General features: G+C 60.4%; 18 protein-coding genes and 1 pseudogene. 8 read left to right on the top strand and 11 right to left on the bottom strand.

Features of this window, described 5'->3' with window-relative positions; translation table 11 throughout:
- Positions 1-70: 70 nt before the first annotated feature.
- From CKW21_RS01480 to CKW21_RS01470, 3 genes are all read left to right on the top strand, one after another.
- A complete protein-coding gene (locus CKW21_RS01480) occupies positions 71-346 on the top strand; it encodes a polyhydroxyalkanoic acid system family protein (protein ID WP_095192255.1) in 276 nt (91 codons plus the stop codon).
- 249 nt (positions 347-595) lie between these two features.
- Positions 596-1,018: a phasin family protein gene (locus tag CKW21_RS01475; protein WP_095192254.1), complete on the top strand. Its 423-nt coding sequence runs from the start codon at positions 596-598 to the stop codon at positions 1,016-1,018.
- Between the two features lie 10 nt (positions 1,019-1,028).
- Positions 1,029-1,877: a phasin family protein gene (locus tag CKW21_RS01470; protein ID WP_095192253.1), complete on the top strand. Its 849-nt coding sequence runs from the start codon at positions 1,029-1,031 to the stop codon at positions 1,875-1,877.
- Positions 1,878-2,071: 194 nt separating this feature from the next.
- Here the strand turns inward: CKW21_RS01470 and CKW21_RS01465 are convergent, their stop codons facing one another.
- From CKW21_RS01465 to phaZ, 3 genes are all read right to left on the bottom strand, one after another.
- The gene (locus CKW21_RS01465; protein WP_095192252.1) at positions 2,072-2,692 is read right to left on the bottom strand and encodes a TetR/AcrR family transcriptional regulator; all 621 of its coding nucleotides are present in this window, start codon (positions 2,690-2,692) and stop codon (positions 2,072-2,074) included.
- A gap of 60 nt (positions 2,693-2,752) precedes the next feature.
- Entirely contained in the window at positions 2,753-4,435 is a 1,683-nt protein-coding gene (phaC, locus tag CKW21_RS01460) for a class II poly(R)-hydroxyalkanoic acid synthase (RefSeq protein ID WP_095192251.1), read from the bottom strand.
- Positions 4,436-4,561: 126 nt separating this feature from the next.
- Positions 4,562-5,416, bottom strand: coding sequence for a poly(3-hydroxyalkanoate) depolymerase (phaZ, locus tag CKW21_RS01455; protein ID WP_095192250.1), 855 nt, complete (start codon positions 5,414-5,416; stop codon positions 4,562-4,564).
- A 23-nt stretch (positions 5,417-5,439) separates the two neighbouring features.
- On the opposite strand from phaZ, the pseudogene CKW21_RS31665 reads away from it, so the two are divergent.
- Positions 5,440-5,544, top strand: a pseudogene (locus CKW21_RS31665) (metal ABC transporter ATP-binding protein); the annotation flags it as partial.
- Between the two features lie 20 nt (positions 5,545-5,564).
- On the opposite strand, the gene phaC (CKW21_RS01445) reads toward CKW21_RS31665, so the two are convergent.
- The 6 genes from phaC (CKW21_RS01445) to argS all read right to left on the bottom strand — a co-directional run bounded on the left by phaC (CKW21_RS01445) (position 5,565) and on the right by argS (position 12,635).
- Positions 5,565-7,244 carry a class II poly(R)-hydroxyalkanoic acid synthase gene (gene phaC / locus CKW21_RS01445; RefSeq protein ID WP_095192248.1) on the bottom strand — a complete coding sequence of 560 codons (1,680 nt, stop codon included), beginning with the start codon at positions 7,242-7,244 and terminating at the stop codon, positions 5,565-5,567.
- Positions 7,245-7,502: 258 nt separating this feature from the next.
- On the bottom strand, positions 7,503-7,880 hold the full coding sequence (locus tag CKW21_RS01440; RefSeq protein WP_095192247.1) for a gamma-butyrobetaine hydroxylase-like domain-containing protein: 378 nt from the start codon (positions 7,878-7,880) through the stop codon (positions 7,503-7,505).
- A 144-nt stretch (positions 7,881-8,024) separates the two neighbouring features.
- The gene (hslU, locus tag CKW21_RS01435) at positions 8,025-9,362 is read right to left on the bottom strand and encodes an ATP-dependent protease ATPase subunit HslU (protein WP_095192246.1); all 1,338 of its coding nucleotides are present in this window, start codon (positions 9,360-9,362) and stop codon (positions 8,025-8,027) included.
- A 53-nt stretch (positions 9,363-9,415) separates the two neighbouring features.
- Positions 9,416-9,955, bottom strand: a complete 540-nt coding sequence (hslV, locus tag CKW21_RS01430; protein ID WP_095192245.1) for an ATP-dependent protease subunit HslV — start codon at positions 9,953-9,955, stop codon at positions 9,416-9,418.
- Positions 9,956-10,186: 231 nt separating this feature from the next.
- Positions 10,187-10,897: an SPOR domain-containing protein gene (locus CKW21_RS01425; protein WP_095192244.1), complete on the bottom strand. Its 711-nt coding sequence runs from the start codon at positions 10,895-10,897 to the stop codon at positions 10,187-10,189.
- Position 10,898: 1 nt separating this feature from the next.
- On the bottom strand, positions 10,899-12,635 hold the full coding sequence (argS, locus tag CKW21_RS01420; protein WP_095192243.1) for an arginine--tRNA ligase: 1,737 nt from the start codon (positions 12,633-12,635) through the stop codon (positions 10,899-10,901).
- On the opposite strand from argS, the gene CKW21_RS31660 reads away from it, so the two are divergent.
- Positions 12,634-12,756 (top strand): hypothetical protein, encoded by a 123-nt coding sequence (locus CKW21_RS31660; RefSeq protein ID WP_256590092.1) that lies wholly within the window; start codon positions 12,634-12,636, stop codon positions 12,754-12,756. The two genes, argS and CKW21_RS31660, sit on opposite strands and share 2 nt — an antisense overlap.
- A 90-nt stretch (positions 12,757-12,846) precedes the next feature.
- Here CKW21_RS31660 and CKW21_RS01415 read toward each other — a convergent pair whose 3' ends face one another.
- Positions 12,847-15,066: a primosomal protein N' gene (locus CKW21_RS01415; protein ID WP_095192242.1), complete on the bottom strand. Its 2,220-nt coding sequence runs from the start codon at positions 15,064-15,066 to the stop codon at positions 12,847-12,849.
- A 291-nt stretch (positions 15,067-15,357) separates the two neighbouring features.
- Here CKW21_RS01415 and rpmE point away from each other — a divergent pair, with 291 nt between their 5' ends.
- From rpmE to CKW21_RS01400, 3 genes are all read left to right on the top strand, one after another.
- The gene (rpmE, locus tag CKW21_RS01410; RefSeq protein WP_008047849.1) at positions 15,358-15,576 is read left to right on the top strand and encodes a 50S ribosomal protein L31; all 219 of its coding nucleotides are present in this window, start codon (positions 15,358-15,360) and stop codon (positions 15,574-15,576) included.
- Positions 15,577-15,611: 35 nt separating this feature from the next.
- Positions 15,612-16,400, top strand: coding sequence for a thermonuclease family protein (locus CKW21_RS01405; protein WP_095192241.1), 789 nt, complete (start codon positions 15,612-15,614; stop codon positions 16,398-16,400).
- Between the two features lie 182 nt (positions 16,401-16,582).
- Entirely contained in the window at positions 16,583-17,851 is a 1,269-nt protein-coding gene (locus CKW21_RS01400) for a malic enzyme-like NAD(P)-binding protein (protein ID WP_095192240.1), read from the top strand.
- A 137-nt stretch (positions 17,852-17,988) separates the two neighbouring features.
- Here the strand turns inward: CKW21_RS01400 and CKW21_RS01395 are convergent, their stop codons facing one another.
- Positions 17,989-20,427, bottom strand: coding sequence for a penicillin-binding protein 1A (locus CKW21_RS01395; protein ID WP_371917497.1), 2,439 nt, complete (start codon positions 20,425-20,427; stop codon positions 17,989-17,991).
- Between the last annotated feature and the right edge of the window lie 152 nt (positions 20,428-20,579).

The raw sequence follows: 20,579 nt of genomic DNA, 5'->3' as shown, positions 1-20,579 counted from the left end.
CCTCGGGACGTTTTGCCGCAGCAGCGGTCAGGATCCACCGAATCAGTATTCATAGAACAGGAGTCATTCGATGGCCCGTATTAGTGTTGAGCGTGCCCACGGCCTGGGTAAGGAAGCGGCGCGCGAGAAGGCGGACAAGCTGGCGCAGAAACTCTCCGACCAGTATGGCCTGGCGCCGCAATGGTCCGGCGACACCCTGAATCTCACGCGCCCGGGTGTGAAAGGTGCTGTGTCTGTAAGCGAAGACTCGATCAGAGTCGATGTGGAGTTGGGCCTGATGATGTCGGCCATGAGCGGCATGATCAAATCGGAAATCGAAAAGGCGCTGGATAAAGCGCTCGTCTGACCTGATCTCTGATTGGAACGAAATCCATTGTGGGAGCGAGCCTGCTCGCGAAAGCGGTGTGTCAGCCAACTTCCATGTTGGATTTTCCGCCCTCTTCGCGAGCAGGCTCGCTCCCACAGGTTTGGTGGTGGTGAATCCAGGGTTTATGTCAGTTGTTAGGGTGCCGTTTCTAATTTTTCTCCCTACTTTGTGCCGGAGCCCGACACTTTCGCGGGCAGTTCCTCAAACCTTCTGCGCGTGAGGTGCACCATGGCCAAAGTTATTTTGAAGAAAAAAATCGACGCTTCGACTACCGCTCTGGGCGACGTCAAATCGTATGCCCGCAAGATCTGGCTGGCAGGCCTGGGTGCCTACGCCAAGGTTGGCCAAGAGGGCAGCGAGTACTTTCAAGAGTTGATCAAGGCTGGTCAAACTGTTGAAACGAAAGGAAAAAAAGTAGTTGCCGAGAAGCTCGAAGCGGCCAATGCCGAGATCGATGAAGCCAAGAACGAAGTGAGTACATTCAAGGGCAAGGTTGAAGTTCAGCTCGACAAGGTCGAGAAGGCTTTTGACTCGCGCGTTGCAAGTGCCTTGAATCGTATCGGCATTCCGTCTAAACATGACGTGGAGACACTCTCTGTCAAGCTCGATGAGCTGACGGCATTGCTCGAACGCGTCGCGCGTAAATCTTAAGGAGAACGGGATGGCTGTTAAAAAGAACACCGAAAAAGAAGGCAGCTCGTGGATCGGGAAAGTCGAAGACTACTCCCGCAAGATCTGGCTGGCTGGTTTAGGCGTGTACTCGAAGATCGACACTGACGGCAGCAAAATCTTCGATGCATTGGTTAAAGACGGCGAGAAGGCCGAGAAGGCGATTGGCAAGAAAGTCGACACTGCCAAGGACAGCGCCAAGGGCTCTGCCTCTTCGGCCAAGTCGCGCATCAGCGGCGTGAAAGACAAAGCGCTGGGCAAGTGGGATGAGCTGGAAGGGGCTTTCGACAAGCGTCTGAACAGCGCCATTTCGCGCCTGGGCGTGCCGAGCCGCAATGAGGTCAAGGCACTGCATAGCAAGGTCGATACCCTCACCAAGCAAATCGAAAAACTGACCGGGGCCAAGGTTGCGCCTGTTGCGGCGAAAACCGCGGCAGCCAAACCCGCTGCCAAACCGGCCGCCAAATCCGCAGCCAAGCCACTGGCCAAAGCGGCGGCTAAACCCGCTGCCAAAACGGCTGCTGCAAAACCTGCTGCCAAGACTGCAGCCAAACCGGTAGCAGCAAAAGCCGCGGCTAAACCGGCAGCGAAACCTGCTGCCAAGCCTGCAGCAGCAAAAACCGCAGCCGCGAAACCTGCAGTAAAACCTGCCGCCGCGAAGAAGCCAGCAGTGAAAAAGCCGGCCGCTCCAAAAGCCGCCGCACCAAAACCGGCAGTGGCAGCCGCCAAACCGGCAACCCCGGCCGCTCCGGTCAGCGCATCGAACTCCGCTACCGCGCCGACCCCTGCTGTGACCCCGACTGCCGCGCCAGCTCCATCGACGCCAACCAGTCAGTCCTGATTCTTCAGGGCTCCAAAAAAACGCCCGGCCTGCCAAGGTCGGGCGTTTTTGTTTGTGCATAGGCTTGGCATCGCCATAGATCCACTGTGGGAGCGAGCCTGCTCGCGAATGCGGTATGCCATTCAGCATTGATGGTGACTGTCACACCGCTTTCGCGAGCAGGCTCGCTCCCACAGAGATTGTGGTGGTCAGGGTTATTCGTGCTCTTCGAGGTATTGAAGTGCCAAGCGCTCCGTCGCCACCTTGATCGGCGGCAACAGATGCGGCGCCACCAGCATCATGATCTGGTACACCACCAGCCTCACTTCACCTTCTCGATCGAGAATCCGCTGATAGTCCAGAGAGAACAGTAGCGTCAGGGTGATTTGTTCCACCAGTTGGCCCAAGGCCTGGGTGTCACTGACCAACTGCCCCTGAGCCTTCAATCGTGCCAGCAGCGAAGCCAATGTGCGTTTCAGCCCATTGAGCAAGCTGCGAATACCCTTGGCCAGTTTTGGCAAGCGTCCGGCCAGGTTCGACAGGTCCTGGAACAGAAAGCGGTATTGGGCCAGGCGTTCGACGATCAGGTGCAGGAACAGCCAATAATCTTCGGGGGCCAGTTCGACGTCGGACGGTGGATCGAGCAGGGGAGACAGTTCGGCCTGGAAGCGTTCGAACAGCCCGAGTATCAACGGCTCCTTGCCGTGGAAGTGGTAGTAGAGGTTGCCCGGGCTGATGCCCATTTCGTTGGCAACTTCCATGGTGGAGACGTTAGGTTCGCCCTTCTGATTGAACAACTGCAGGGCACATTCGAGGATGCGGTCGCGGGTTTTCATCCAGTCTTCTTAATGTTCGGGTCATGCCACGGCCGGGAGCGGCCGTGGGTCGTTTGAACGTCAGCGCACGCGCACGTAAGTACCGGGCGCCGCCTCCATCGGTGGATAGTTCTGGTTGCCGAGGGTCATCAGGGTTTCCTTTTGCGCCCCCGAACGTTCCTGAATCCAGCCCAGCCATTGCGTCCACCAACTGCCGTCGACTTGCTTGGCGTCGTAGTACCAGGCCCGTGGGTCGCTGCTCAGTTTGGCGCCTTCGACGTAGTTGGCCTTGGGGTTGCTCGGCGGATTGAGAATGCTCTGCACGTGACCGCTGTTGGACAGCACGAAGCGGCGGTCTCCCCCCAGCAGCAGCGTCGAGCGATAGACTGCATCCCACGGGGTGATGTGGTCGTTGATGCCCGCCACGCTGAAGCTGTCGACAGTGACCTTCTGCAAATCGATCGGCGTGCCGCACACTTCGAGGCCACCCGGATGGCTCAGCGGGTTGTGCTTGAAGAAGTCCAGCAAGTCGCCATGCAGGGCTGCCGGCAGGCGCGTGTTGTCATTGTTCCAGTAGAGAATGTCGAACGCCGGTGGCTCCTTGCCCAGCAGGTAGTTGTTGACGAAGTAACTCCAGATCAAGTCGTTGGGGCGCATCCAGGCAAAGACCTTGGCCATGTCCCGGCCGTCGAGCACACCTTTCTGATAGGAGCGACGCTTGGCGGCTTCCAGGGTCTGTTCGTCGGCGAACAGGGTCGCCGGCGTATCCAGCTGGCTGTCGAGCAGGCTCACCAGGTAGGTCGCGCTGGACACCCGCCGCAGCTGGCGCTTGGCCTGCAGGTGACCTTGCAGCGCGGCAATGGTCAGCCCGCCGGCACAGGCACCCATCAGATTGACTTCACGGGCACCGGTGATCGCCCGGCAGACATTCATGGCTTCTTCCACCGCTTCAACGTAGGTCGACAGACCCCATTCGCGGTGGCGCACATCCGGATTGCGCCAACTGATCACGAAGGTTTGCAGGCCATTCTTGAGCGCGAACTGGACAAAGCTGTTGTGGGGGCTCAGGTCGAAAATGTAGTACTTATTGATCTGCGGAGGCACCACCAGCAGCGGTTTTGAATACTGCTTTTCGCTCATCGGCTTGTACTGGATCAGCTCCAGCAGTTCGTTGCGAAACACCACGGCACCGGTAGTGGTCGCGACGGTCTTGCCGACCTCGAAGGCCTGCTTGGTGACCTGACGGGGCAGGCCATCGTTGTGCAGGAAGTCGTCCACCAGATGGCTGATCCCGCGCACCAGGCTGTTACCGCCGGAGTTGAAGATTTCCTTGATCGCCAGCGGATTGAGAAGGCTGTTGGACGGCGCCACGGCATCGTTGAGCAGGGCGAACGCAAAGTGCGCGCGAGCGCGATCGTCCGGGCTCATGTTGCTTTCGTCGATCCAGCTTTTGACCTGCTTCTGCCAGCTCAGGTAGGCCTGCAGGCTGCGACGATAAAACGGGTTGAGGCTCCATGCCGGGTCGGCGAAACGGCTGTCCTGCGGGTTGGTCGGGTGCAGGGTTTCGCCCAGCAACACTCGGCCCAATTGACCGCCCAGCTTCAGGGCGTGCCGGGCACTGTGCACCGGGTTGCGCAAACCATGGGCGGCAACGCTGCGCAGGGTTGAAAACAGATCCCGACCCCGCAGGCCGGTAATCGCACTCTGTGCATTGATGAACGCGGCGGGAGTCGGTAATGAATCCCTCGCTGGTTTGTCGCGCATGAGTCAACACTCCTTCGTCTTCAGGCCAAATACAAACACCGAACCAGAACACCATAGACGCTGTAGCGGGTTGTTGCGCGGCGCGGCGTCCTGCCGTCCACTTTTCTTGAATAAAAACAGGGCTGATTAACCGCCCAGTGGCGACGGATGCGGATGCATCACCGCACGCTGACGTTCCTCTTCGAGAAACTTCATGATGATCGGCGCCACGGCTTCGGCCCGGGTAATCAGGAACAGATGGCCGTCATCGATGATGTGCAACTGGGCGTTGGGAATCCGCCATGCCAGCAAGCGCATGTTGACCAGCGGGATCAGTGGATCGTCGTCGCCGGCCAGGACCAGGGTCGGCTGGTTGATCTTGTGCAGCCAGTGAATGCTGGTCCAGCCGAGACCGGCGAACAGCTGCCAGTAGTACCCGAGCTTGCCCGCCGAACGCACCTTGGCCGCGTGGCTGGCAGCGAGCGTCGGATCGCGCCGGAAGGAGCCGCCGTAGATCATCGGTGCGATGCGGATCACGTGCGAAGGCTGGATGTAGCGTCTGGGGCTGGCCATCATCCACAGCACTTTCGGTTTGCCCGGTACCATCACCGCGCCCGCCGCCGTCGCCGCCAGTACAAGCTTCTTGCAGCGCTCCGGATAGTCATAGGCGAACTGCTGGGCCAGGGCGCCACCCCAGGACACACCGATCACATTGACCTGCCCGTAGTCGAGGTAGTCGAGCATGCGTGCCGTGAGCTTCGCCAGGCTGGGAAAGCGATAAGGGCGATTGGGCGTCGACGAACCACCGACACCTGGAACGTCGAATGCGATGACTTCCAGGTCCGGGTCCAGTGCCGCGACGAACGGAAACACCAGCTCCAGGTTGGCGCCAATGCCGTTGAAAATCAGCAAGGGCGTCAAGTGAGGCTTGCCGGGGCGCACCGCCGTGCGGAGGGTCTGTCCATCCAGGTCGACGGTACGGAATATGAACGGTTGCGGCATGCTCTAGCCCTGTGGATTAAGTCATCCCCGACTCCCTTGTGGGAGCGAGCCTGCTCGCGAAAGCGTCGGGTCAGTCGACCTCGATGTTGAATGTGCAACCGCATTCGCGAGCAGGCTCGCTCCCACAGGGGGAGACGGGGTGTGTCAGTTACCGCTCATGTACGTAAGTACCCGGCGATGCTTCGCCTGCCGGATAAGCCTTGTTGCCCAGTTTTGCCGGGGCCTTTTTCAGCTCGCCCGAGCGCTGGGCCTGCCAGGCTTGCCAGTGCAGCCACCAGGAATCGGTGTGCTTGGTGGAGTTCTCTTGCCACTGCTCGGCACTGTCCGCCATTTCCGTGCTGGTCATGTAACGGGATTTCGGGTTGCCCGGCGGGTTCAGGATGCTCTGGATGTGCCCGCTGCTGGACAGCACAAATTCGACATTGCCGCCAAACAACTGCGCCGACTTGTAGCAGGACTTCCACGGGGTGATGTGGTCGTTGGTGCCGGCCAGGGAAAAGATATCGGCCGTCACTTGCTTGAGGTCGATGGCGGTACCGCACACCTCCAGTGCATTCGGGCGGATCAATGGATTGTTTTTGAACATTTCGATCAGATCGCCGTGGAATGCTGCGGGCAATCGCGTGGTGTCGTTGTTCCAGAACAGGATGTCGAAAACCGGTGGCTCGTTGCCCAGCAGGTAGTTGTTGACCCAGTAGTTCCAGATCAGGTCATTGGGGCGCATCCAGGCAAAGACCTTGGCCATGTCGCGACCTTCCAGCACACCGGCCTGATACGAGTGGCGCTTGGCGGCCTCGAGGGTCTGCTCGTCGACGAACAGGGCTACATCGCTGTCCAGGGTGGTATCCAGCACGCTCACCAGCAGGGTGAGGGCGTTGACCTTGTTCTCGCCGATCGCGGCGTAGTGGCCCAGCAGCGCGGTGCAGGTGATGCCGCCGGAGCAGGCGCCGAGCATGTTCACGTCTTTGCTGCCGGTGATGGCGGTGACCACGTCGACCGCTTCCTTGAGCGCCTCGATGTAGGTCGACAGGCCCCACTCGCGCTGCTCCTTGGTCGGGTTGCGCCAGCTGACGATGAAGGTCTGCACGTTGTTGCGCAGGCAGAAACGCGCCAGGCTCTTGTCCGGGCTCAGGTCGAAAACATAGAACTTGTTGATCTGCGGCGGCACCACCAGGAGCGGGCGTTCGTGAACCTGCTCGGTGATCGGTTTGTACTGGATCAGCTCCAGCACATCGTTGCGGAACACCACCGCGCCTTCGGTCACGCCCAGGGTCTTGCCGACTTCGAACGCACCCATGTTGACCTGGCTCGGCATGCCGCCGTTGTGCACCATGTCCTTGGCCAGGTGCGAGAGGCCGTCGAGCAGGCTCTTGCCGCCGGTTTCGAAGAAGCGCTTGACCGCTGCCGGGTTGGCCGCCGTATTGGTCGGGGCCATGGCTTCGGTCACGAGGTTGATCACGAAGTGCCCGCGGGCGACGTCCTTGGCCGAGAGGTTGCTGTCGTCGATCCAGTCGTGGAGTTCCTTGCGCCACGCCAGGTAGGTTTGCAAATAACGTTTGTAGAGCGGGTTCTGGCTCCAGGCCGGATCGGCGAAACGGCGATCGTCGCTGGTCGGTTGCAGCTCGGACTTGCCGAACAACACGTTCTTGAGTTCCAGGCCGAAATGCGCGACATGCCTGGCGCTGTGCACCGGTTGTTTGATGGCTTGCCTGAGTACCATTCGAGCAGAAGCCAGTAGATCCTTTCCACGCAGCCCAACGACAGGATTCAGTCCCAAGGTATTTTCCGAGGCCTGATACTTCAAGTCATCGTTATTCTTGTTACTCATCTACGACGCTCCATTGTCCTGAGACGAGTACCCGGTCCCGCTGTGCAGTCACACAACCAATTCCAGGTACTACTGCTCGGGTGACCGTTAATTCTGCATCGCTGCTTTTTCTTCGCAGAGAGCACTGCAGGGAACTTGCCAGCTCCATTGGTTACCCGAGTTTAATTTTTTTCGCAAGCAGGCCAATCACCGGCATCGAAGCGGAGCATTCAAACAGATGGAATTAGAAAATGCCTTCTAATGAGCAAAAGGCTTGGGTTAGAGCATCAGCTTGACGACAGATTCGTTAGGGTCGCGGGTTTTTCCGGCGGCTTTGAGCTCAGCCAGATAATCCTCCCAGAGTGCGTCATAACGTCGCCCCAGTTCGTAGAGGTATTCCCAGGTGAACAGGCCGCTGTCGTGGCCATCGTCGAAGGTCAATTTCAGTGCGTACTGACCGGCCGGCTCTATCTTGGACAGCCCTACGTTGATCTTGCCAAATTGCAGGATGGGTTTGCCGTGGCCCTGGACCTCGGCGGAAGGAGAGTGCACGCGCAGGAACTCGGCGGGCAGGGTGTATTCCTCGCCGGACGCGTACTTGAGCGTCAGGGTTTTCGAGGCTTTGTGCAGCTTGATGTCGGTGGGGAGTTGGGTCATGACTAGGGTGTCCGTTTTATGTGGGACTTTGTGGGAGCGAGCCTGCTCGCGAAGGCGTCATAACATTCAACGGAGTCTTTGAATGTCAGACCGCTTTCGCGAGCAGGCTCGCTCCCACAGGTCCATCACCGCTGTAAGTATGGCTTACAGGATATAACGGGACAGGTCTTCGTTCTGCGCCAATTCGCCGAGGTGGCTGTTGACGTAGTCGGCGTCGATCAGGATCGCCTTGTCATCGTGGGCGCTGGCCAGGTCGCCGGCGCTGAACGACACTTCTTCGAGCAGGCGCTCGAGGAGGGTGTGCAAGCGACGGGCACCGATGTTTTCGGTTTTCTCGTTGACCTGCCAGGCGATCTCCGCCAGGCGCTTGATACCGTCCGGCTGGAACTCGATGGTCAGGCCTTCGGTTTTCAGCAGCGCGCAGTATTGCTCGGTGAGCGATGCGTGCGGCTCGCTGAGAATGCGCTCGAAGTCTTGTGGCGACAGCGCTTTGAGTTCTACCCGAATCGGCAGGCGGCCTTGCAGTTCCGGTACCAGATCACTCGGCTTGCTCAAATGGAACGCGCCGGAAGCGATGAACAGGATGTGGTCGGTCTTGACCATGCCCAGTTTGGTGTTCACGGTGCAGCCTTCGATCAGCGGCAGCAGATCGCGTTGCACGCCTTCACGGGACACATCGGCGCCACCGACATTGCCGCGCTTGGCGACCTTGTCGATTTCGTCGATGAACACGATGCCGTGCTGCTCGACCGCTTCCAGCGCCTTGGCCTTCAACTCTTCGTCGTTGACCAGGCGGCTGGCTTCTTCGTCGCGCACCAGTTTCAGCGCTTCCTTGACCTTGAGCTTGCGGCTCTTGCGTTTGCCCTTGCCCATGTTGGCGAACAGGCTCTGCAACTGGTTGGTCATCTCTTCCATGCCCGGTGGCGCGGAGATATCGACGCCGGACATTTCGGCGACTTCGATCTCGATTTCCTTGTCGTCCAGCTGGCCTTCGCGCAGGCGCTTGCGGAACAGCTGACGGGTGTTGGAATCGGTCGTCGGGGCATCGTCGCTGCTGAAGCCCATGCGGGCCGGTGGCAAGAGCGCGTCGAGGATGCGCTCTTCGGCGGCGTCTTCGGCGCGGTGGCGAACCTTGGTGATTTCCTGTTCGCGCAGCAGCTTGATCGCGGCATCGGCCAGGTCGCGAATGATCGACTCGACGTCACGGCCGACATAGCCGACTTCGGTGAACTTGGTCGCTTCGACCTTGATGAACGGCGCGTTGGCCAGTTTGGCCAGGCGACGGGCGATCTCGGTTTTACCGACACCGGTCGGACCGATCATCAGGATGTTTTTCGGGGTGACTTCAACGCGCAGCTCTTCAGGCAGCTGCATCCGGCGCCAGCGATTGCGCAGGGCAATGGCGACGGCGCGCTTGGCATCGTCCTGGCCGATGATATGGCGATTGAGTTCGTGGACGATTTCACGGGGAGTCATGGACATAATATTTGACGGACCTTGAACAAGATGAGTCGTGGCGATTGGCCGAAACAGACTTACTCGTCGCCTTTGGCGCAGTCCTGCTCCTCAATGGTCTGGGTGTGGTTGGTGAATACGCAGATGTCGCCGGCGATGCCGAGAGCGGTTTCGACGATTTCCCGGGCGGACAGGTCGGTTTTTTTCAGCAGCGCGCTGGCGGCAGCCTGGGCAAAGGCACCACCGGAGCCCATGGCGATCAGGCCATGCTCGGGCTCCACCACATCGCCATTGCCGGTGATGATCAGGGAAGCGTCTTTGTTGGCGACCGCCAGCATGGCTTCGAGGCGGCTGAGGGTGCGATCGGTGCGCCATTCCTTGGCGAGTTCGACGGCGGCACGAACCAGATGGCCCTGGTGTTTCTCCAGCTGACCCTCGAAACGTTCGAAAAGGGTAAAGGCGTCAGCCGTGGCACCGGCAAAACCGGCAAGGACTTCACCGTGGTACAGGCGACGGACCTTCTTGGCGTTGCCTTTCATCACGGTATTGCCGAGAGATACCTGGCCGTCGCCGCCCATGACGACTTTGCCTTGGCGGCGGACTGAAACGATGGTGGTCAAGGGGAGAGTCTCCACGCAGCGGGGCGAAAATGCCTTATGCCGATACATATGGGGGTGGTGGAGAGGATTTCAACTGCGGGGCGCCGCGGGGGACGAGCGGCGTTCTTGCGGATGAGGTTGCAGCGTCTGTGCTGACGCCTTCGCGAGCAGGCTCGCTCCCACAGGATATGCATCAACTTTGTGGGAGCGAGCCTGCTCGCGAAGAACGATAACGCGGTATAACCGACGGAATCAGCGGCTTTGGCGTTGTTGTAACAACAGGTTACTGAAACCGGCACCAGAGAGTTGCTTCTGTGCGGTGGTCAGCTGTTCACGGTTGCTGAACGGTCCCACCAATACCCGATACCAGGTCTCGTCCTTCACTGTGCCGGACTCAACCGCCACGGCCTGGCCGAGCAGGATGATCTGCGCGCGTACCTTATCCGCGTCAGACTCCTTGCGGAACGAGCCCGCCTGCAGGAAGAACCGGGTCACTGGCGCGGCCTTGGTGACGGGCGGTGCCGGCGGCGGCGTGATCCCCGCCAAAGCAGCCTGGGCGCGGGCTGTGTCGATTTTCGCCGCTTCCGCCGGGGTCACCGGCGTGGTCGGAATGGCCGGCACTTGGGGCGTCGGCAAGGTTTTTTCCGGCACGGCATCCGGCGGCACGATGACTTCCGACTCCGGCAGCAGGGTGTAGAAGTCGTACTTCGGCTTCACCGGTTGCGTCGGGCTCGGCGGGGTCTTGTTGGCTTCGGCGATCTTGGTGGCTTTCTGTTGCTGCTCGACCTTCTCGCGTTTGACCGTGTCGCTGCCCTTGCCCGGCTCCAGTTTCATCAGGAACACGATGAAGGCGCCGACCGTCAGGCCGATCGCCATCCACAGCCAACCCGGGATCGGTTGCTTCGCTGGAGCTTGGTAACGGCTGGCGCCACGCTTGGGTGCAGGTTTTTTCTTGGCAGCCAACTTACATACGCTCCAGAGTTTCCAGGCCCAAGAGTTCCAGGCCTTGCTTGAGAGTGCGTCCAGTCAGCGCGGCGAGGCGCAGACGGCTCTGCATTTGTTCCGGAGTGTCGGCGGCGAGGATCGGGCAGTTCTCGTAGAAGCTGGAGAACAGGCCGGCGACGTCGTACAGGTAGGTGCAAAGAATGTGCGGCGTGCCTTTCTCGGACACGTTGTTCAGCACTTCGCCGAACTGCGCGAGTTTCGCCGCCAGTTCGTGTTCGTGCGCCGCTTCGAGAACGATCTGGCCCTCGACCTCGCTGAAATCCTTGCCCAGTTTGCGGAATACACCGGCCACACGGGTATAGGCGTACAGCAGGTACGGCGCAGTGTTGCCTTCGAAATTCAGCATCAGGTCGAAGTTGAAGCTGTAGTCGCTGGTGCGGTGCTTGGACAGGTCGGCGTACTTCACCGCGCCGATGCCCACGACCTTGGCGATGTTGCGCAGGTCGGCTTCGGCCAGCTCCGGGTTCTTGTCCTTGACCAGGGTGTAGGCGCGTTCCTGGGCTTCGGTCAGCAGGTCGATCAGCTTCACGGTGCCGCCGTCACGGGTCTTGAACGGGCGGCCATCGGCACCGTTCATGGTGCCGAAGCCCATGTGTTCCATTTCCATCGGGTGCGTTACGAAACCGGCCTTGCGCGCCACGGCGAACACTTGCTGGAAGTGCAGGGCCTGGCGCTGGTCGACGAAGTACAGCGCACGATCGGCCTTGAGCTTGCCGCTGCGGTAGCGCACGGCGGCCAGGTCAGTGGTGGCGTAGAGGTAGCCGCCGTCAGCCTTGACGATGATCACTGGCAGCGGATCGCCGTCGGCGTTCTTGAATTCGTCGAGGAATACGCACTGGGCGCCGTTGCTTTCGACCAGCATGCCGGCAGCTTTCAGGTCGTTGACCACGTTGATCAGGTCGTCGTTGTAGGCGCTTTCGCCCATCACGTCGGCCATGGTCAGCTTGACGTTCAGCAGTTCGTAGATTTTCTGGCAGTGGGACAGCGAAATGTCCTTGAATTTGGTCCACAGCGCCAGGCAATCGGCATCGCCGGCCTGCAGCTTGACCACCAGGCCACGGGCGCGGTCGGCGAACTCTTCGGATTCGTCGAAGCGTTGCTTGGCAGCGCGGTAGAAGTTTTCCAGGTCCGACAGCTCGTCGCTGGTGATCGGGTTTTCCTGCAGGTAAGCCATCAGCATGCCGAACTGGGTGCCCCAGTCGCCGACGTGGTTCTGACGGATCACGGTATCGCCGAGGAATTCCAGAACGCGAGCCACGCCATCGCCAATGATGGTCGAGCGCAAGTGACCGACGTGCATCTCTTTGGCCAGGTTCGGTGCCGAGAGGTCAACCACCGTGCGCTGTACCGGGCCGGCCTTGCGTACACCGATGTGGGCATCGGCGAGGGCGGCGTCCAGGCGGGTGGCCAGGGCCTGGGTGTTCTGGAAGAAGTTCAGGAAGCCCGGGCCGGCGATTTCGGTCTTGGTGACGTTTTCGTCAGCCGGCAGCGCGGCGATGATCTTTTCCGCCAGATCGCGCGGCTTCATGCCCGCAGGTTTGGCCAGCATCATGGCGATATTGCTGGCGAAGTCACCGTGGGTCTTGTCCCGGGAGTTCTCCACCTGGATCGCCGGCGACAGGCCTTCAGGCAACACACCTTCGTTGACGAGTTGGGTGATGGCTTGTTGGATCAGCTGGCGAATGGTGTCTTTCATGGTCTTCTCTTTCAACCGCAGGCGCGGCGGGCGCTTCGATGCGCTGGTGGAAAAACTGGGCATTATCCGTTGCCAAGGCGGGCTTGCCAACTATAGCGGGGGGGTTATGGACATGTGGTGACAAATCAGGCCCCTTCGCGAGCAGGCTCACTCCCATACTGGAATGCGGACACTTGTGGGAGCGAGCCTGCTCGCGAAGGCGATCTTGAAATCAATACAAATCCACGGGATCGACATCCAAAGACCAACGTACCGCCCGCCCGCTCGGCATTTGCTCCAGCACCAGCAACCAACTGGCAAGCAATCGGTGCAATGGTGCGCGGGCCGTAGCCTGTAACAACAGCTGCGCACGATAGCGCCCGGCCCGGCGCTCCATCGGTGCGGGCACCGGCCCCAGCAGTTCGATGCCGGTCAGGTTCTGTTCGGCCAGCAAGCGTTCCGCCTCACTGCACGCTTCATCGAGAAAGCCTTCGGCCTGACCCGGTTTGTGTGCTTCGGCCCGCAGCAGCGCCAGATGCGCGAACGGTGGCAGGCCTGCCGCACGACGTTCACTCAAGGCCTGCTCCGCAAAGGCGAAGTAGCCCTGCTCGGTCAATTGCACCAGCAGTGGGTGGTCGGCCAGGTGCGTCTGGATGATCACTTTGCCCGGTTCTTCCGCCCGGCCGGCGCGCCCGGCGACCTGGACGATCAATTGCGCCATACGCTCACTGGCGCGGAAGTCACCGGAGAACAGCCCGCCATCGGCATCAAGGATCGATACCAGGGTCACCCGTGGGAAGTGGTGGCCCTTGGCGAGCATTTGCGTGCCCACCAGGATGCACGGCTGACCCTTTTGAATCGTCGCGAACAGTTGATTCATTGCGTCCTTGCGCGAGGTGCTGTCACGGTCGACCCGCAACACCGGGTAGTCCGGGAACAGGATGCCCAAGCGCTCTTCGGCCCGTTCGGTGCCGGCCCCCACCGGGCGCAAATCGACCTTGTTGCACTTTGGGCACTGGCGCGGCACGCGTTCGACATAACCACAATGGTGGCAACGCAGTTCGCCGTAGCGTTGGTGCACGGTCATGCGTGCATCGCAGCGCTGGCATTCGGACATCCAGCCGCAGTCGTGGCAAAGCAGCGTCGGGGCGAAGCCGCGGCGATTGAGGAACACCAGCACTTGCTGGCCGGCGGCCAGGGTCTGGCCGATGGCTTGTTGCATCGGCCCGGAAATACCACTGTCCAGCGGACGGCTTTTCACGTCCAGGCGCAGGAAGCGCGGCTGCTTGGCGCCGCCGGCACGTTCATTCAGGCGTAGCAGGCCGTAACGGCCGGTGTAGGCGTTCTGCAGGCTTTCTAGTGATGGAGTGGCCGAGCCGAGCACAATCGGAATGTTTTCCTGCCGGGCGCGCACCAGTGCCAGATCGCGGGCGTGATAGCGCAATCCTTCCTGCTGCTTATAAGAGCCGTCGTGCTCTTCATCAATGATGATCAGCCCCGGGTTCTTCATTGGTGTGAACAGCGCCGAGCGGGTGCCGATAATGATGTCGGCCTCACCGTCGCGGGCGGCGAGCCAGGCGTCGAGGCGTTCGCGATCATTCACCGCCGAGTGGATCAGCGCGATGCGTGCATTGAAGCGCTGTTCGAAGCGCGCCAGGGTTTGCGGGCCCAGGTTGATTTCCGGAATCAGCACCAGCGTCTGCTTGCCGGCCTCCAGGGTTTCGCGGATCAGCTGCAAATACACTTCGGTCTTGCCGCTGCCGGTGACGCCAGCGAGAAGGAACGCGTGATAGCTGTCGAAACCAGCGCGAATCGCCTCACAGGCGGCGCGTTGTTCCGGGTTGAGCGGCAACTCCGGTTGTGCCAGCCAATGCTCATGGCGGGCGCCGGGGGCGTGCTTGCGCACTTCGACCTGCACCAGGTCCTTGGCCAGCAACAGATCGAGGCTGTCCTTGCTCAGCATCAGTTTGCTGAGCAACTGATGGGCGACACCATGGGGATGTTGGGCCAGTGTTGCCAGTGCTTCACGCTGGCGCGGGGCGCGGGCGATACGCGGATCATCAAGGCTGGCACCGGGAGCGGCGGACCAGAACCGTTCCTGGCGGGCTTCGGCCAGTTCACCCTGACGCAGCAATACCGGTAGCGCCCAGCTCAGCGTATCGCCGAGGCTGTGCTGGTAATACTGGGCAGTCCACAGACACAGCTTGAACAGCGTGGGTGGCAGGGGTGGCGTGGCGTCCAGCAGTGCCAATGCCGGTTTGAGTTTCTCTGCTGGCACTTCGCTGGTGTCGGCGACTTCTACCAGAATCCCGATCATCTCCCGGCGCCCGAACGGCACCCGCAAGCGCATGCCAGGATGCAACTGGGCGCGCAGGACGCCAGCCGGCGCGCGGTAGTCGAACAGGCGGCGCAGGGGCGAAGGCAGGGCGAGGCGCAAAATGGCGTCGGGCACGCGGGGGATTCTCGATCAGCGGACAATAGAAGCAGGGGCAATCACATAACCTGTGGGAGCGAGCCTGCTCGCGAAGAGGGAGTATCAGCCAGCATTTCTGTCGTCTGACGCACCGCTTGCGCGAGCAGGCCCGCTCCCGCAGGGGTGGCGCATAGGGCCGGGAGCCTAGCAGACGGTCGGTCTGAGTGACAGCTTGCGTGATCAGGATTGTCTGGTAGAATCCGCGGCCTAATTACGTGCGGTATTCAACAATAGTGTTGGGTGGCGGCACGCTAGCCCGAGGAAGACACCATGAAAGCTGATATCCATCCAGAATACCCAGCAGTTGCTGTTACCTGCAGCTGCGGCAACAAGTTCGAAACCCGTTCGACCTTCGGCAAAGCCCTGGCGATCGACGTTTGCAACGAATGCCACCCGTTCTACACCGGTAAGCAGAAGACTCTGGACACTGGCGGCCGCGTTCAGCGCTTCGCCGACCGTTTCGGTGCTTTCGGCGCGAAAAAGGCCTAAGGCCGATCAACTTGGGAAGCCGTTCGGGTTTTTCCATGCTGATGAAAAAGGCGTCCCTCGCGGGCGCCTTTTTTGTGTCCGCGATTTGGCTATCCGCTGCCCAGGCCTTCTGCCCGGCGCCGGGCGGCCTGACATCCGTCGCGGTGCAGCGGGTGGTGGATGGCGATACGCTGCGCCTGAGCGATGGTCGCAATGTACGCATGATCGGCTTGAATACGCCGGAGTTGGGCAAGCAAGGCCGTTCCGATGAGCCGTTCGCCGTGGCTGCGCGCAAGCGTCTCGAAGCCTTGGTGGCGGCGAGCGACGGGCAAGTCGCTTTACTGCCCGGTAAAGAAAGCAAAGACCGCTATGGTCGGACCCTGGCCCACGTCTACGGTGCCAACGGTGCCAACCTCGAAGCGCAAATGCTCGCCGAAGGCCTCGGTTTTCTGGTGGCGGTCCCTCCCAATGTCGATTTGGTCGGCTGTCAGCAAGCTGCGGAACGCGCTGCCCGCCAAGCCGGGCTCGGTGTGTGGCGTCAATCACCTGTACTGAAAGCGGATCAGATCAGCACGGCCGGTTTTGCTGTACTCAGCGGCCGTGTGAGCAAGGTTCAACGCAATCGTGGCGGCATTTGGATCGAGTTGCAGGATTCGGTTGTATTGCGCGTTGCACCCAATTTGCTCGCTCGCTTCGATACGGCCTCGCTTGAAAAGCTCGAAGGCAGGCAAATCGAGGCGCGCGGCTGGGTGCTGGATCGTTCGCGCCGCGGTGGGCTCAAGGAGGGGCAGGCTCGCTGGATGTTGCCGTTGACGGACCCAGCGATGCTTGAAGTGGTGCAGTGATAAAAAATTGTAGACATTTTTTGCGCTGATTGTGAACAGTCTATCCCTTGTGTTCCGCGGCTCTTGGCCAAAAGTCGTAGGGCAGGGCGGTTGACAGGGGTGACCGGTCAGTCTTGTGGGGATTTTGCGAGGCGCGTATCCTCGCTGACCAGTCTGTCCAACAGTAAAAGCGGAATGCCCACATGTCTGATCTGAAAACTGCCGCTCTCGAATATCACGCCAATCCTCGTCCAGGGAAGCTGAGCGTCGAGCTCACCAAGGCCACCGCTACCGCCCGCGACCTGTCGCTGGCCTACAGCCCCGGCGTAGCCGAACCAGTACGCGAAATCGCCCGCGATCCTGAACTGGCCTACAAATACACCGGCAAAGGCAACCTGGTTGCAGTCATTTCCGATGGCACCGCGATTCTCGGCCTGGGTAACCTCGGCCCATTGGCTTCCAAGCCAGTGATGGAAGGCAAGGGCGTTCTGTTCAAGCGCTTCGCCGGCATCGACGTCTTCGACATCGAAGTCGACTCCGAAAGCCCGCAAGCCTTCATCGACACCGTCAAGCGCATCTCCATCACGTTCGGTGGCATCAACCTGGAAGACATCAAGGCGCCTGAGTGCTTTGAGATCGAACGTGCTCTGATCGAGCAGTGCGACATTCCGGTTTTCCACGATGACCAGCATGGCACCGCAATCGTCACCGCGGCCGGCATGATCAACGCCCTGGAAATCGCCGGCAAAACCCTGCCGGAAGCCAAGATCGTCTGCCTGGGTGCCGGTGCGGCCGCCATCTCCTGCATGAAATTGCTGGTGAGCATGGGCGCCAACATCGAAAACATCTACATGATCGACCGTACCGGCGTGATCCACTCCGGTCGTGACGATCTGAACCAGTACAAGGCTGTCTTCGCTCACGCGACCGACAAGCGCACCCTGGCTGACGCCTTGCAAGGCGCAGACGTGTTCGTCGGCCTGTCCGGCCCGAACCTGCTGAGCGCTGAAGGCCTGCTGTCGATGGCTGCCAACCCGATCGTGTTTGCTTGCTCGAACCCTGATCCGGAAATCTCCCCGGAACTGGCGCACGCTACCCGTAGCGACGTGATCATGGCCACCGGCCGTTCGGACTACCCGAACCAGGTCAACAACGTACTGGGCTTCCCGTTCATCTTCCGTGGTGCCCTGGACGTACGCGCCAAGCGCATCAACGAAGAAATGAAAGTGGCTGCAGCCAACGCCCTGCGCGAACTGGCCAAGCTGCCGGTTCCTCAGGAAGTGTGCGACGCCTACGGCGGCATCAAACTGGAATTCGGTCGTGAGTACATCATTCCGAAGCCAATGGATGCCCGCCTGATCACCCTGATCTCCGATGCCGTGGCCAAGGCTGCGATCGAGACGGGTGTGGCGACCCTGCCGTATCCGAAGAACTACCCGCTGAAAAGCGTGGATGACGTGTTCAACGGTTAACTGCAGTCGCCCATAAAAAAACCCAGCCAAGCGCTGGGTTTTTTTATGGACTCAAAGCGGCAAGCTACAAGCTGCAAGTTAAAAGCGGGCACAAGTCACTAGCTTTTTCTTGTGGCTTGCAGCTTGCAGCTGCTCCTCTAGAACAAATCGATCGGCGCCGCTTCGTCCGCTGGCAGCGGGCTGCCTGGTGCATTGCCGTTGCCCAGTTCATTCACCGACGGTGGCGTGTCTTCGGCCTTGAACAGTTCGAAATAAGCCCCCGGCGTGCCTGGAGTCGCCGCACGGCCGCTGATCGGGTCGACCCGCAGGCTCAGGATGCCTTCCGGTTCCGGTTGCGTATGAGGCGGCAGGTCTTTGAGCGCGGCGCCCATGTAGTTCATCCAGATTGGCAGCGCGACAGTTCCGCCGAATTCCTTGCGGCCCAGGCTTTCGGGCTGGTCGAAACCGGTCCAGACCGTGGTCACGTAATCGGCGTTGTAGCCGGAGAACCAGGCGTCCTTGGATTCGTTGGTGGTGCCGGTCTTGCCGGCAATGTCGCTGCGGCCAAGGGCCAGGGCGCGGCGGCCGGTGCCGAGTTTGATCACATCCTCGAGCATGCTGTTGAGAATGTAGGTGGTGCGGCCATCGACGATACGTTCAGCCACAGCCGGTGCCTGAGGCGCCGGCTGGGCGGTCAGCGTTTCGCCTGGCGTGGCGTTGACCGTAAAGGCCTCGGCGACTGGCGCAGCGATGCCGTCGCTGGCGACGCCACCCTTCGGAACGCTCGGCGGATTGGCGACAAACAGCGTATCGCCATTGCGGCTTTCGACCTTGTCGATGATGTACGGGGTGATCTTGTAGCCGCCGTTGGCGAAGGTGCTCCAGCCGGTGGCGATTTCCATCGGGGTCAGGGTGGCGGTGCCGAGGGCCAGGGACAGGTTGCGCGGCAAGTCCTGTTTGTTGAAACCGAACTTGCTGATGTAGTCGATGGTGCGGTCGACGCCCAGTGCTTGCAGCAGGCGGATCGACACCAGGTTACGCGACTTGTACAACGCTTCGCGCAGGCGGATCGGGCCGAGGAAGGTGTTGGTGTCATTCTTCGGACGCCAGACCTTGTCCAGGTACTCATCGACGAACACGATCGGTGCGTCGTTCACCAGGCTGGCGGCGGTATAGCCGTTATCCAGCGCGGCGCTGTAGACGAATGGCTTGAAGCTCGAACCCGGCTGGCGCTTGGCCTGCAATGCGCGGTTGTAGTTGCTCTGCTCGAAGGCAAAGCCGCCGACCAGCGAGCGGATCGCGCCGTTCTGTGGGTCGAGGGATACCAGCGCGCCCTGGGCTTGCGGGATCTGGCTGAACTTCAACGAGTTGTCCGGCTGGCGCTGAACGCGAATCAGGTCGCCGACCTGGGCTACATCCGACGGCTGCTTCGGATTGGGTCCCATGCTGTTGGTGTTCAGGAATGGGCGAGCCCACTTCATGGTGTCCCAGTTCACATGCTCGCTGCCGGTTCGAGTCAGGACCTGCAGGCCGTTCTTGTCGACCTGGGTGACGATGGCCGGCTCAAGGCTGCTGATGGTGCGCTGCTTGGTCAGTTCGGTGGCCCACGCCTCGCGGGTCTTGCCCGGCAGGCGCGATTCAGGGCCGCGATAGCCATGACGCTGATCGTAGGTCATCAGGCCTTCGTGGAGGGCGGTGTTGGCCATTTCCTGAAGGTTGCTCGGCACCGTGGTGGTGACGCGGAAACCTTCGGTGTACGCGTCGCTGCCATAGCGACCGACCATTTCGGCACGGGCCATTTCGGCGATGTAAGGGGCGTTCACTTCCGGCGTCGGCACGTGGTAGCTGGCGTTCAGCGGCTCGTTGATCGCGGCGGTGTAATCGGCTTCGGTGATTTTGCCAAGCTTGTACATGCGCCCCAGGATCCAGTCACGACGCTCCTTGCTGCGTGCCGGGTTGGCGAGCGGGTTGAAGCGTGACGGGGCTTTTGGCAGGCCGGCGATCATTGCCATCTGCGCCAGGCTGACGTCACGAATCGACTTGCCATAGTAAACCTGCGCCGCCGCCTCGATGCCGTAGGCGCGGTTGCCCAGATAGATCTTGTTGACGTACAGCTCGAGGATTTCGTCTTTGGTCAGCTGCCGTTCGATCTGCAGGGCCAGGAGGATTTCAGTGGTTTTACGCGAAAAGCTGCGCTCGCTGGTCAGGAAGAAGTTCTTCGCTACCTGCATGGTGATGGTGCTGCCGCCGGACTGGATATGACCGCTTTTGACCAGCTGGGTGGCGGCCCGCATCAGGCTGCTGGGGTCGACGCCATAGTGATTGGCGAAGTTATCGTCTTCAGCACTTAGTAACGCATTGATGAAGTTGGGGGGAATGTCGGCGAAACGGATGGGAGTACGGCGCATTTCGCCAAACTCTGCGATCAACTTGTTGTCGCTGCTGTAGACCCGCAATGGAATCTGCAACTGGATGCTTCTCAGCGCCTCCACCGACGGCAAACCGGGGCTAAGGTAAAGAAACGCCCCGCTCAGACCCAGAAGCAGTCCGCAGAAAACCGCGACGATGGACCAACCGAAAAATTTCAGCAGACGAATCAAGGCTTTTGGATATCCAGGGCAAAAAATGAATTAGGCATCAGGGTTCAGGCTAAAGGCGAACGACCCGCGCTTGAGAAAAACCGGAAAAAAACGCTGGGCATTATAAGCATTTTTCCGCCGCAGGCGTCATTGAAGGCTGCTGTCAAGAC

Source organism: Pseudomonas sp. Irchel 3A7 (genome assembly GCF_900187565.1).
In the GTDB taxonomy this organism is placed as follows: domain Bacteria; phylum Pseudomonadota; class Gammaproteobacteria; order Pseudomonadales; family Pseudomonadaceae; genus Aquipseudomonas.
The sequence above is the reverse complement of the archived record's forward strand: the minus strand, read 5'-3'. Positions and strand labels throughout refer to the sequence as shown.

Excerpts from the sequence above, each read along its gene's own strand:
- CKW21_RS01480 (WP_095192255.1), top strand. The coding sequence starts at position 71 with ATGGCCCGTATTAGTGTTGAGCGTGCCCACGGCCTGGGTAAGGAAGCG.
- CKW21_RS01475 (WP_095192254.1), top strand. The coding sequence starts at position 596 with ATGGCCAAAGTTATTTTGAAGAAAAAAATCGACGCTTCGACTACCGCT.
- CKW21_RS01470 (WP_095192253.1), top strand. The coding sequence starts at position 1,029 with ATGGCTGTTAAAAAGAACACCGAAAAAGAAGGCAGCTCGTGGATCGGG.
- CKW21_RS01465 (WP_095192252.1), bottom strand. The coding sequence starts at position 2,692 with ATGAAAACCCGCGACCGCATCCTCGAATGTGCCCTGCAGTTGTTCAAT.
- phaC (WP_095192251.1), bottom strand. The coding sequence starts at position 4,435 with ATGCGCGACAAACCAGCGAGGGATTCATTACCGACTCCCGCCGCGTTC.
- phaZ (WP_095192250.1), bottom strand. The coding sequence starts at position 5,416 with ATGCCGCAACCGTTCATATTCCGTACCGTCGACCTGGATGGACAGACC.
- phaC (WP_095192248.1), bottom strand. The coding sequence starts at position 7,244 with ATGAGTAACAAGAATAACGATGACTTGAAGTATCAGGCCTCGGAAAAT.
- CKW21_RS01440 (WP_095192247.1), bottom strand. The coding sequence starts at position 7,880 with ATGACCCAACTCCCCACCGACATCAAGCTGCACAAAGCCTCGAAAACC.
- hslU (WP_095192246.1), bottom strand. The coding sequence starts at position 9,362 with ATGTCCATGACTCCCCGTGAAATCGTCCACGAACTCAATCGCCATATC.
- CKW21_RS31660 (WP_256590092.1), top strand. The coding sequence starts at position 12,634 with ATGGTCTTCTCTTTCAACCGCAGGCGCGGCGGGCGCTTCGATGCGCTG.
- argS (WP_095192243.1), bottom strand. The coding sequence starts at position 12,635 with ATGAAAGACACCATTCGCCAGCTGATCCAACAAGCCATCACCCAACTC.
- rpmE (WP_008047849.1), top strand. The coding sequence starts at position 15,358 with ATGAAAGCTGATATCCATCCAGAATACCCAGCAGTTGCTGTTACCTGC.
- CKW21_RS01405 (WP_095192241.1), top strand. The coding sequence starts at position 15,612 with ATGCTGATGAAAAAGGCGTCCCTCGCGGGCGCCTTTTTTGTGTCCGCG.
- CKW21_RS01400 (WP_095192240.1), top strand. The coding sequence starts at position 16,583 with ATGTCTGATCTGAAAACTGCCGCTCTCGAATATCACGCCAATCCTCGT.